Origin of the sequence: Vibrio sp. Y29_XK_CS5 (genome assembly GCF_024181835.1) — a bacterium.
Taxonomy (GTDB): domain Bacteria; phylum Pseudomonadota; class Gammaproteobacteria; order Enterobacterales; family Vibrionaceae; genus Vibrio; species Vibrio harveyi.
In genome coordinates this window covers 313172-326049 of the sequence record NZ_JAMZAM010000005.1, presented here as the reverse complement: position 1 = coordinate 326049, position 12878 = coordinate 313172, and the positions used below count along the sequence as shown (strand labels likewise).

Genomic DNA, 12878 nt, shown 5'->3' with positions numbered 1-12878 from the left:
AACCACCTAAACCCAACATGCTACTGTGCTTTATTACGGCCAAGCCACGACTAGAGCGTGGCTAGATACGTCAATACATCTTCTTGGGTCAATAAACCGCGGTATTCATTTTGCGAGTCACATAAAATCCAAGGAAATTTTTTGCCTGTTTTGACCAACTCGCGAACTTGTGAAACTGAAATACTCGCATCTATTTGCTCAAATTCCGTGTTCATAATTTGGTTTACCGGACGTTTCCAAATGCGGTTTTCTCTTTCTGACTCCAAATCAGTCCCCATTGCAGGCGTCAAATGCAAGTTCACCTGCTCTTTGGTGATCAGTCCGACACAGCGTTTTTCATTCACGACTACGAGCGGCGCATCCGGGCTCAAGTTCATAAATTCAACCGCTAACGACAATGGCTCACCCGGGTCTAAGCGACGAACGTCACGATGACTCAATGACAACAAAGGAGCGTCGTGAGTTGGCTTAACCTTGACGTCCTTAAAGCGTTTCTGATGGCATTGCGGCTTATCTAGTAACACCAATGGCACCGCCTGAGAAAACAAAAAGCCTTGCATATAATCCACACCCACATTCGCAAGCACTTGTAATTCCTGTTCCGATTCAACGCCTTCGGCAACGACTTTAACGCCAAGTTTGTGTGCCAGTTCCGTAATCATCTTCACGATGTTGTATTTAGTGCTCCCCTCTTCGATATCTTTGACAAACTTACGATCGATTTTAAGCAGATCAAACTGCCCCTTTTCCAGATAAGAAAACGAAGAGTACCCCGTACCAAAGTCATCAATGGCGATCTTAATACCCTGCCCTCGTAGCTCTTCAAGGGCAGTGGTGTGTTCTTGGTCTTGTTCAAAGTAAGCCGTTTCAGTGAGCTCAATAGTGATTCGACTTGGATCTACTCCACTTTCAGCGATCAAATCAAACGAGCTTTGCAATACTTGCAACGAATCCAATTTGGTATTTAATGAACGATTAATAGTTAAACCAATATCCTCACCATACACTTTTTGAATATGAGGCAATTGCTTCAGCGCCGTTCGGCATACCACATCATCCAAAGCGGCGACCAACTCCAAGTCTTCGACTACAGAAATCATTTCTTGCGTGTCATAGGTTTTGTTATGGTGGTAAAAGCGCGCCAAAGCTTCGAACTTCACCACCTTTCCGCTACGAGTTTCAATGATCGGTTGGTAATACACATCAACCAACTGACTCTCAATTTGCGTTCTTAAAAACGCTTCTAAATGATGACGCTTAACCAACTCATCGTGCAGTTCACTGTTGTAAAAATTGAAGTAGCTCTTATCCCCAGAAGATGAGGAAACCATCGCTTGAGCAGCGTGTACTAGTGCCTGTCTTGGGTTATTAGTATCGTAGCCTAGGACTGACACCCCCATTTGTCCCTCTACAATCACATCATGCATACTGGTTCCTAATTCATTTCTTAGTTCAACAAAGAAGCCTCTTAGTGCAATTTGGATCAGACGTAGAGGGCTTAACCACTGACAGTGCGGAGTTTGCAAACACACCACAAACACATCTTTTGACAATTGACCGGCAATACTCGCGTGTCGGCTGCGCATCACAAAATCAGCAAGACCGAGTTGTTGTTCGAGTATGGTTTTTGGTGAGAAATTAGGACGTAGAGTCATAACGATATTAAGCTCTTTGTTACCAGTTTCTTGTACTAGCTTGGCAAGTCGAGATTCGAACTCTTCACGTGGAGGCAGGAAAGCAGACCATTGTTGGGGTTGTTCTCCGGCTTTCTTCATCCACAATAACGATGCAGAAATATCCGTCGAAAAACCAAGAAAGAGCGTTCGACCCGAAGTGAAGTTCAAACGATAAATACATAAATGATGCGCTTGATTGCTACCGTTGGCAGTGCGGCTCAATAGGTTCCCATTCCAGAAACCTTCTTGATCAATCTGTTCCCAGATATCGTCATAAAAAGCTTTGCTGTGATGGTCCGAGCTAAAAATGTAGGTTTTCAAACCAACAATATCACGATTTTCATACCCCATTTGCTGCTCAAAGGCTCGATTACAGCCAAGAATTCTTGTTTCCTGATCGGCGACTAAGATGCCAACGTTTGGCAAATCAAAAATCGTTTCGAGAATTTTTGCCAGCTCTTCACAACCTGTAATACTGAGTTGGGGGATAACCATACCTTGAACCACATGATCATTAAGACGTTCAAAACTCAAATCAACGTGAACCAGCATGGATTCGTTAGGCATTAAACAGCAAGACAAACTGCCATGCCCGCCATTAAGCTCTACTTGAGAGACTTTCTCCCTCGCAGCCCCCTGTTGACCCAGCAGCATGTGGTCAAACAAATCATCCAACCCTTTTAATGGCTCTTTTAAGCCGAATATGGACATCATCCCTCGTTGGTCACATTCAAACTCTCGAGTATAGATATCATAAGACCACTCGATGATTTGATGCTGACCGGACGCTGGGTGCACTTCTCCTTGTGCAATAGACAATACTTCACTCATTACCTAGCCCCCTATTTTTAGCCTTTCACTCTGTCTAATGATTTCCCATCGTGTCGCCGCGTTTTGCTGTTTTTTTATGATTGCAAAGTGGTCAAAACACAATCTGGAATGTCTACGCATTCAGTCATTATTTGGAGTCAAAATGACGTATGCATTTGTATGCACTAGTTAAATTATAGGAAGAGTTTTACATAAGCACACTATTGCGTAACGATAATTTTTAATCTTAGACAAAGGCAATAACCACAAGGGCTAGAAGGAGATAACACAAGAAAACCCACCTCTAATTGCGAGTCATTTTCATCTAGAAATAAAAGTGGCTGAACTAAGCTTGATTAAGAGAGTTGGGTATAGATACCTGATCATCAAATCGCTATAATTCGCGCTCCTTGGAACAGAGAGCAAAATATGACCAACGACATTACTCCTATTCATGAGTACAAAAAATACTGGGCTGAGTGTTTTGGTACGGCACCTTTCTTGCCGACCAGTCGCAAAGAAATGGATGCCCTAGGATGGGATAGTTGTGACATTATCATTGTCACGGGTGACGCGTATGTGGACCACCCGAGCTTTGGTATGGCGATCATCGGTCGTCTGTTGGAGGCACAAGGCTTCCGCGTCGGTATCATTGCTCAACCAGAATGGAACAACAAAGACGCTTTCATGCAGCTTGGTAAGCCAAATCTGTTCTTCGGAATCACCGCGGGTAACATGGACTCCATGATCAACCGTTACACGGCGGACAAAAAACTTCGTCATGATGATGCTTACACGCCAAACAACGAAGGCGGAAAACGCCCAGATCGTGCAACGTTGGTGTACTCGCAACGTTGTCGTGAAGCTTATAAAGGCACACCTATCGTTCTTGGTGGTATCGAAGCTAGCTTACGTCGCGTAGCTCACTACGATTATTGGTCAGATAAAGTGCGCCGCTCTGTTCTGTTCGATGCAAAAGCTGACATCCTTCTTTTTGGTAACGCAGAACGTGCCCTAGTGGAAGTGGCTCACCGTCTTGCTGATGGCGAAGATATTTCTACCATGACCAACATTCGCGGTACGGCAGTGAACCTACCAGCTGAACCAGAAGGTTACACCGTTATCGATTCTTCTCGTATTGAGAAACCTCGTAAAGAAGCGTTCGTACCAAAGAACCCATACGAAGTGGAAACTCAGTGCGATACTAAAAAAGAAGAGCCTGTTGCACAGCCAATCACGATTCGTCCATCACGTCATGATGCAGCGAACACAGCGGTGCGCCTACCAGCCTTCGAAAAATTGCACAACGACCGTATTCTTTATGCCCATGCCAGCCGTGTTCTGCACTTAGAGACCAACCCATATTCGGGTCGTGCTCTATTGCAACGTCATGGCGACCGCGAGCTTTGGGTAAACCAAGCGCCAATTCCTTTGACGACAGAAGAAATGGATTACGTATTCGGCCTATCGTACGCGCGTGTTCCTCACCCTATGTATGGCAAAGCAAAGATCCCGGCTTACGACATGATCAAAACTTCGGTTAACATCATGCGTGGCTGTTTTGGTGGCTGTTCTTTCTGTTCAATTACCGAACACGAAGGTCGTATCATCCAAAACCGTTCGCAAGAGTCCATCATTAATGAGCTGGAAGAGATCCGCGACAAAGTTCCAGGCTTTACGGGCACAATCTCTGACTTGGGTGGCCCAACAGCAAACATGTACCGTCTTGGTTGTAGCGATCCGAAAGCAGAAGCAAACTGTCGTCGTCCTTCTTGCGTGTTCCCGGGCATCTGTAACAAGCTAAACACAGACCATAAACACACCATCGATCTTTACCGCGCCGCGCGTAAAGTAGAAGGTGTGAAGAAAGTCATGATCGCATCTGGCGTACGTTACGACCTTGCGATTGAATCACCAGAATACGTCAAAGAGCTTGTGACTCATCACGTCGGTGGTTACCTGAAAATTGCACCAGAGCACACAGAGAAAGGTCCACTGGATCTGATGATGAAGCCGGGCATGGGTACTTACGACCGCTTTAAAGAGATGTTTGAGAAGTACAGCGCGGAAGCGGGTAAGAAACAATACCTGATCCCTTACTTCATCTCGGCGCACCCAGGTACTGAAGATGAAGACATGCTGAACTTGGCACTATGGCTGAAGAAGAACAACTTCGAGTGTGACCAAGTACAGAACTTCTACCCATCACCAATGTGTAACGCAACGTCGATGTACTACTCAGAGACAAACCCTCTGAAACGCGTGAAGTACAAGCAACGTGAAGATGTGCCAGTGGCGAAAGGTGAACGTCAACGTCGCCTACATAAAGCCCTACTTCGCTACCACGATCCAGCTAACTGGCCGATGATCCGTGAAGCACTGATCAGCATGGGTAAAAAGCACTTGATTGGTGACAAGCCAACCTGTCTAGTCCCTGCAGAAGACATTGATGCACTGACACCAGCGCAACGTCGTAAGTCTGGTCGCCACGGCGCAAATCGTTTTGCAACCAAACACACCAAGAACCAACCAGGCTTCGGTGGTCACTTGAACAAGCGCTCTGAAGGTGGCTCACGTGATGGCAAGCCATCTGGTCACCGCAACGGTTCAGGCAAAGCACAAGGCGGCTCAAATGGACAAGGTCGTGGAAACCAAAACCGCGGTAATGGCGGCGCTAACGGTCAACGTCCAAATTCTGGCTCACGCCCTGGTAGCAACAATCAAAATCGCTCAAACGGTACGGGCTCGCAAGGTCAAGGTCGCCCTCAAGGTCAAGGCAAACCAGCAGGTCAACGCAAACCAAAACGTCGTTAATTCAATAGAACTTGAATGCTAAAAAAGGGCTCCAGAGTTAACTCTGGAGCCTTTTTTTTTTGTCTGGATAATCATTGCTCTTTAGAACAAGCTCTTTCAAACCACACTTGGTCTCTTTCGATACAAAAAATGGTATACGCCAACCAACTTCTTGGAAAAACAAACAACTTTTTGGTTAAAGCAGAGTTGTAGAAAACCTAACATGCTGATTTATAGTTGTTTTATTTTGGTGCGATATTTGCCTAATGGAGTAAAACTCTTAAACATAGGCTGACGATGAGTAATCCACTTCCTCCAAAAACTTCGATGTTTTGGCACGACAACAGCTATACCCACGAAGAAGCTGTTCAGGCATTTGAAAGCGATGGCACGTTGAAATCTCTGAATACCGTTCCAACCACCGCATCCGATGATATGGCTGGCTCGCCTCCAGAGCGCAGTATGTTTTGGGAGGGAGAAACCAAAAAAATCGATCCGCCACCGCCGTCTGAACCAGAACCTCTCAATTTAAAAACCGAGAAAGAACCAACGGAGGCTTTACCGGCACACTTCATCCCTGTTCGCTACGCCATCGATCAGCTAGAGACAGAAGAAACGCAACCTTTTGGTTTGCCTGACGAATGGAAAGGCCAAGGCCCAGCCAAACTCAATACCGTTGGCTATACCTTGCGTCAGCTTCGCGATGGTTGGTTGTATGTCTATGATGCAATCAACAAAAGCCTAGACGAATACGAAATCAAAGGAACGCAATTCACGCTCTACAAGCTGGGAGAGTCGGAAAGCCCAGAATCCGAACAGCGTGGTACCCCAGAAGGCGCAAAACCTTTTCTTACTTACGAAGATGGGAGCGTGCTGTCGATTTGTTACTCTGAACACCGCTGGACATGGAACATGTTCATGCGCGTCCTTAACAATCCGAGTAATCATATCGATCGCATGCAGACTGTTGTTCTGTCTGCAAACGAGAATCAGCACAACATTGCACCAATCGATAAGTTAACTCAAGTGGCTGATATTGAACCTTCTGCCGTTGATGATGGGCGTTTTGCAGATTCTGGCATCGCTACCAAAGCTGATGAAGATGGTTCCGTCTTTAAACCTGTCGCAGCCGAGAGTGACTTAACCTCTGCGATTCCAGAAGAAGAATCGGGCTACTTCGTCGCGATAAAAGATTACGCCGCAGACATTCAAGATATATCACTGCATTTTGTTGGTGCCGCAAGCCCATACCGCCTTTTCACTGACCAGTTTTCAAACCAGTGGAACTTGATGCAGACTGCCATGCAACTATGTATGTTTGGTGCAAGTGACGAGATCGACATGCCAGCTAGCGTTAAGCGTAATGGCGAAGAGCTGTCGTTTTATACCGACATGGCTGAGTATTATGATTCCTCTCACCAACTTGATTTGGCAGAGCAAAACAAAAGCTCAGTTCAATCTGGCTATCCTGCCAAATTTTCCGCTGGAGCGATTGAATCACACCAACATACCCAAAGTGACATTGCCAAAGCAATACAGGACAAATATCGAATTTCTGCGAGTCGATTTGGTAAATACGAGCAATGGATAGCGACTGAACGCTGGCGCAAGCAGCTCAACTGGAAGCAAATGCTGAGCGAAATGCAAGAGCTGTCAGAGCAAAAAGAAACCATGCTTGCCGAAGTTGTTTCAGTAAAAAGCGACTTTATCGCTGTAATGGAGTCTTTGACACCGCATCATCTCGAAAGAACCTTCGACCTATACAGCGAAGACACGCAGTACAGCTTGTATCAACTGCACAAGCAAGCCGTTGAGTCATTTACTCTGGTGATGCAAGAAGAAGACCGCCAATGGGCTGAAAGCCAATGGGAGAAACCAACCAGTTTACTTGCTCTCTATGCCTCTGGGTTCAGCCGAAGCTTATTTAAAGTAATAGAGAAGAATATTACTGAGGCGCAGAATGAACAGTCGATCGCCTCGGAAAATTCTGATGCTGATAATCAGTTGATGGACCAGATCTCTGCTACAAGCAACCGTGTGAGCATGTACTCTAAGATCATGGATTTTGTTTCCAACCCAAACACTGCGGAAACGGACTTTCTCAAGGATATCGGCAAAGGTTTCCAAGAGCTCGATATTATCTTTAAATCTGCAATAGGTGCGCTTGCAAAAGGCGTTATAGAGTTTGGCGTTAGCTTGACCTCACAAGCATCGATTATGCTGATGCCTGTTTTTGCTAAACCTCTGAACCGCCATAGCTATTATCTGTTTGCTGTTATAGCAGAGCATATGGCACACAATATGCCAGTAACTATAAAAGAAGGTTACGCTCGCGATTTAAAAAAATGGAAAACACGCGTAAATGATTATCTGATTAAGCTCGAAAAAAATGACGCAATCATTGCTGACTTCCAGAAAAATAACCGCAAAGCTGACTCTAAATACACAACAGCTTTAAAAAATAAAAAGACTATTAAGAAGGCACTCGCTGTGGCTACATTGGAGTACCCACAGCGTATTGTATTACCCGATGATCTGCCTCAAAAAACCGTCGAACTGCGAATGCGGCTCGCGACTAATAAGCTCGATGATTTGAATAAACTGTTCGAGAATGCCGGTGGTCTAGGCTTTATGGCATTAGTATTTAACTGCATCGCGCTTGGTGATGCCATGAGCAGTATTCAAGACACAGGGTTAATGTCCTCAGATGAATTTTTAGATATCCAGCAAAAGCTTTTTTATACAGTAAACGCTTGGACGGGAATTCGCACTGGTAAACTGTGGAACCAAGTAAAAGGAAATGACCAGCTCAGAAGAAAATCCTTTAATACGTTAAAGTCTCTAGTTTCAAATCAAGTAGATGGCTATGTAAACCTAGCAATTGATGATCTAAAGGTCTTCAATAAATGGCTTGCTATCACCGGAGCTCTCGGAGCCCTAGCCTCGGGTATAGAAGCGTACCGTTCTTGGTTCAAAATTGATAACCTCACAGGTCAGGAGCAGATTTTCGAGCGCATCAATTTTTACTCATTATTAACGCTAACAGGTACTAGTGTTGTTCAGGTGCTTGGGGCTACGGGGGCTCTAACAACGACTTTTACCTTTGGTTGGCCGATGATGTTTGTCATAGCAGCTGCTACAGCAATTTATCTACTGAATAACTACATTAGGAACAAGAATAAACTAGATGGGTACCAGAAGTGGTTAGATAATTTACCCTGGGGCTATAGCGCAAATCGATTAAAATGGAGTCGTTCTGAAGTGTTATTAGAAAGAAACATGCACAATTCAGAAGTCGTTCAAAAAGCACTATTTGATTTGCACACTATTATGGAACAACCAACAATATATCAACAGCCGATACTGCGAGTAGCTCCTAATTCACAAACCCAATATCCAGCAGTGAAACAAGAGTTATCTGCTATTGAACTACATATTCAGCTCCCAATTAGTGCAGCAAGAAACGGAATCAAATTCAGAACAAATACTGCGGCAACTGAAGAGGAATTGATATCAGGTGTTTGGCACGCAGGAGTCGAATTGGAAACCCTGACTAGCTCGTCAGATTCTCAAAGTGTTTATAAATTGAATTTACCCATCAAAGGCTCGACTGACTACTTAGCATTGGAGATAGAGTACATCCTAGACGATGAAAGCAAATTAAGCCGTAAGTACTGGTTCCAAAACAGTGCAAAACAACGTGCAACCTATACAGCAATTTCAGACAATACTAAACAAGTAGCGATCATAAGCTCATTGAACTCAAGTGTTAGTGAACTTAGCTTACAGGAGTAACCATTTGGCCTATTTACCATTTTACATCACCCCAGAAGAGCTTGCTGCTTACCAAGAGGTACAAGAGCATGAGATTTCATCTGGTCAAGGCTTTAAAAACTGGCAAACAAAAAATGTCGAAGAAGCTTCTAGATACATTTATTTGAAGATGACTTCGATTCCTGCGGCTATCTTCATTATTCTCTTTTCCGTACTTGCTGATTTAAACAATTTATCATCCGCACTAACTCTAGCTAGCGGGTTTTGTTTATCCACGTCAGTTATATATTTTCTTTTGAGGCTCAACTTTGTCAAAAGGTATACTTATACCTTATCTGATAAAGGCTTTGTCATTAAGTCACAAAGTACTGTACCGCGTTGGATGAACAATGCTACACAAGCTGTCGGTTGGATTGGAGCTATCGTATGTATATTAATGGTATTACTTGTTGGCCCAATGGCGCTAGCAGGCGCTGGCGCATTTATATTGGTTTCCTTTAAAATGCTTAAACGCCAACCAAATGAAGTAGCCGAAATTAAAGTAGGCGAACGTGAGGATTGGCTGTTCGCCTACTACAACAAAAAGCGTAAAGTGATTCGCTTCTACCACAAGTATGACGAGTGTTCCAAATGGAATCTAGAGAAGCACACGGTCTTCAGAGCTCAAACTCGTGGTTATAGCTACATATTCTTTAGGACTGCTCAAGACCTTGATGCAATGCTAGAGACCCTTTCAAACAAGTACGGCATTGAATGCATTGATTTTCCAGACCATAAAGCGTTTTTTGAAGGAAGACCTGAACCTCGAATTGAAGATATCCCGTCTCGCAGCCTTGAATTTCCGGTAGCTGATACCTTTGACCTTAGGGCTCAAAATGCCCCGCTTCCTGAATGGCGACGTATATACAACGGCAAGTGGCGAACCGAATCTGAGATTGAAAAATCTAAATCTGAACTAACAACAGCCAAGGAGTAACCCTTGGCTCATTTACCATTTTATATCACCCCAGAAGAGTTGGCGGTTTATCAAGAGACTCAAGAGCAAGAAATCAGCTCAGGTAGCAATGTTTTACGTTGGAGTGTTGTAAACGTCGAGATGCCTTCTCGATACATCCACCTCTATTTTACTCTCGTAACCTTGTGTGTCTGTATTGCGATATTTTTTGCCTTAGCAAACTTTGAACGAACCGATGACACAATTTTCTTAGCGTCTGTTTTGTCATTTTGCTCCATGCTTTTTTATTTTCTGATGAGGTGGGGGCTTTTAAAGCGATACCATTATGTTTTTTCAGAAAAAGGGCTTATTACTAAGTCTCGTAGTACCATTCCGAAATGGATGAACAGCGCTAGTCAAGCAACGGGCTGGATTGGGGCTGCTATTTGTATATTAATGGTAACTGTCGCTGGCCCAATGGCTCTCACAGGCGCAGGCGCTTTTATTTTGGTCTCATTCAAAATGCTTAAACGCCAACCCGAAGAGCGCACAAATATCAGAATTGCAAAGCGTGAAAATTGGCTATTTGCTTACTACAACAAAAAACGCAAGGTTATTACTCTCTATCATAAGTATGACGATTGCGATTACAGAGATGTAGCGAAAACGACCGTTAATCGATGCCATAATCGCGGTAGGAGTTTTCTATTTTTTAAGTCAACCAATGACTTAAAAAGAGTACTGGAAAAGCTCTCTGAAGAGTATCAACTTAAATGTACCGAATTCGAGGATATCAAAGCCTTGTTCAATGCTTATTCACCTGACGACTTGCTCTCGGAACCAGCAAGAAGCCTAGAGTTCCCCCTGGATGATACGTTTGAACTTAGAGCTCAAAACGCACCTATCCCTGAATGGGAATACCTTTACAACGGCAAGTGGCAAACCGAGTCTGAGATTGAAAAATCTAAATCTGAACTAACAACAGCCAAGGAGTAACCCTTGGCTTATTTACCTTTTTTCATCACCCCAGACGAGTTTTCGGCTTATCAAGAAGAGCAAGAACAACAGATCCTGAAAGGGAATAATCTGACAGTCTGGCACAAGTACGATATTGAAGAACCTTTTCGATACTTATACTTATCGATTGCTATAGCCGCTGTCAGTCCATTATTTTTCCTTACCTATTTCCTACATGATAACAGTGACATGATCTTAACTTACATTTTATCGGGTCTGACGATAATCATGTCTGGTGTATCTTATCTGACATTTTGGTTGGACAATCGTTATGATTACACCTTGTCCGATCGCGGGTTGGTTATAAAAAAACGACGTAATTTACCGAATTGGGTAAACTCTGCAACTCAAGTCATGGGCTGGATTGGAGCTATTGTATGTATATTGATGGTTGCGTTTGCCGGACCTGTGGTTCTTGTCGGAGCCGGGGGGTTTATACTGGTTTCGTTTCGAATGCTAAAGCGACAACCAAATGAGGAGACTGAAGTACTTGTGGCTCTCCGTGAAAATTGGCTTTGTTGTGAATACTGCAAAAATAGAAAAGTAATCGAACTATATCATAAACACGATGACTGCTCGTACCAAGACACTGCTAAAACAACGGTAACAAGATACCACTCTATTGGAAGTTCCTATCTATTCGTCTCTTCACCAAAGCAATTAGAGGAAACCTTAAACATGCTTAATCAAGAGTTTGAACTGGATTGTAAAGAAGTCCAAAAAGCGAAAGACTTATTCGATTTCTCGAAACTTCCAGAAATATACAAAACAACGCCATTCCGCGGGACACATTACCCGTTAGAAGCAGTGGGAACGTTACGAACATCAAACGCTCCATTACCTGATTTAGAATATATATCTTCAATTTTAGCCAAGGAGTAACCCTTGGCATATTCACCATTTTATATCACCCCAGAAGAATTGGCGGTTTATCAAGAAGCGCAAGAGCAAGAAATTCTAAGGGGGAAAGATCTCACAACCTGGCACAAGCACGATATTGAAGAGCCTTTTCGATACTTATACCTATCGATTGCTATAGCCACTGTCAGTCCATTATTTTTCCTTACCTATTTCCTACATGATAACAGTGACATGATCTTAACTTATATTTTATCGGGTCTGACGATAATCATGTCTGGTGTATCTTATCTGACATTTGGTTTGGACAATCGTTATGATTACACCTTGTCCGATCGCGGATTGGTTATAAAAAAGCGACGTGATTTACCGAATTGGGTCAACTCTGCGACTCAAGCCATGGGTTGGATTGGAGCAATAGTTTGTGTCGTGATGGTTGGGGTTGCTGGCCCCATGGTTCTTGCCGGAGCTGGTGGGTTCATATTGGTTTCATTTGGTATGCTTAAACGACAGCCTGATGAAGCAACAGAAGTGAGAGTAGGCGAACGAGAAGATTGGCTTTTTGCGGACTACAACAAGAAAAGGAAAGTGATTCAGTTCTATTTTAAGCAGGACATATGCAGATATCGAGATACTGCTCATAAGACTATCTTTCGCTCACAGGATAGATCAGATTGTTATGTTTTCTTTAAAACTGAAGCGGATTTAGAATCCATGGTCGCGCAACTGTCAAAGGTCTACAAACTGGATTGTACAGAGGTAGATGACCACAAAAAACTGTTTGAATCGAAGCCAGAATCAAGACTGTTTAGTATTCCAGTTTGTAGTAGAGAATATCAAACCGATGAGGTATTTGATTTAAGGGCGTCAAATGCCCCGCTTCCAGAGCGAGAGTACCTATACAACGGCAAGTGGCAAACTGAGTCAGAAATTGAACGCTTAAAAGCGGCTGGTGAACAGCAAGCCACTCCTGCTTCATAGTTCAAAACAAGCATTAAAAAGGGCTCTAGAAACAA

The 12878-nt window shown here is 43.6% G+C and carries 7 protein-coding genes; 6 read left to right on the top strand and 1 reads right to left on the bottom strand.

The window, feature by feature from the left end:
* Positions 1 to 50 precede the first annotated feature (50 nt).
* Complete coding sequence (locus tag NL647_RS20160; RefSeq protein ID WP_017189427.1) at positions 51 to 2507, bottom strand: EAL domain-containing protein; 2457 nt, start codon at positions 2505 to 2507, stop codon at positions 51 to 53.
* Between the two features lie 408 nt (positions 2508 to 2915).
* On the opposite strand from NL647_RS20160, the gene NL647_RS20155 reads away from it, so the two are divergent.
* The 6 genes from NL647_RS20155 to NL647_RS20130 all read left to right on the top strand — a co-directional run bounded on the left by NL647_RS20155 (position 2916) and on the right by NL647_RS20130 (position 12843).
* Positions 2916 to 5300, top strand: coding sequence for a YgiQ family radical SAM protein (locus NL647_RS20155; protein ID WP_050940849.1), 2385 nt, complete (start codon positions 2916 to 2918; stop codon positions 5298 to 5300).
* Between the two features lie 276 nt (positions 5301 to 5576).
* A complete protein-coding gene (locus tag NL647_RS20150; RefSeq protein WP_253650613.1) occupies positions 5577 to 9074 on the top strand; it encodes a T6SS effector BTH_I2691 family protein in 3498 nt (1165 codons plus the stop codon).
* Positions 9075 to 9078: 4 nt separating this feature from the next.
* Entirely contained in the window at positions 9079 to 10029 is a 951-nt protein-coding gene (locus tag NL647_RS20145; RefSeq protein WP_253650612.1) for a hypothetical protein, read from the top strand.
* A gap of 3 nt (positions 10030 to 10032) precedes the next feature.
* Entirely contained in the window at positions 10033 to 10983 is a 951-nt protein-coding gene (locus NL647_RS20140) for a hypothetical protein (RefSeq protein ID WP_253650611.1), read from the top strand.
* Positions 10984 to 10986: 3 nt separating this feature from the next.
* Positions 10987 to 11886: a hypothetical protein gene (locus tag NL647_RS20135; protein ID WP_253650610.1), complete on the top strand. Its 900-nt coding sequence runs from the start codon at positions 10987 to 10989 to the stop codon at positions 11884 to 11886.
* Positions 11887 to 11889: 3 nt separating this feature from the next.
* Positions 11890 to 12843, top strand: a complete 954-nt coding sequence (locus NL647_RS20130) for a hypothetical protein (protein ID WP_253650609.1) — start codon at positions 11890 to 11892, stop codon at positions 12841 to 12843.
* Positions 12844 to 12878 lie beyond the last annotated feature (35 nt).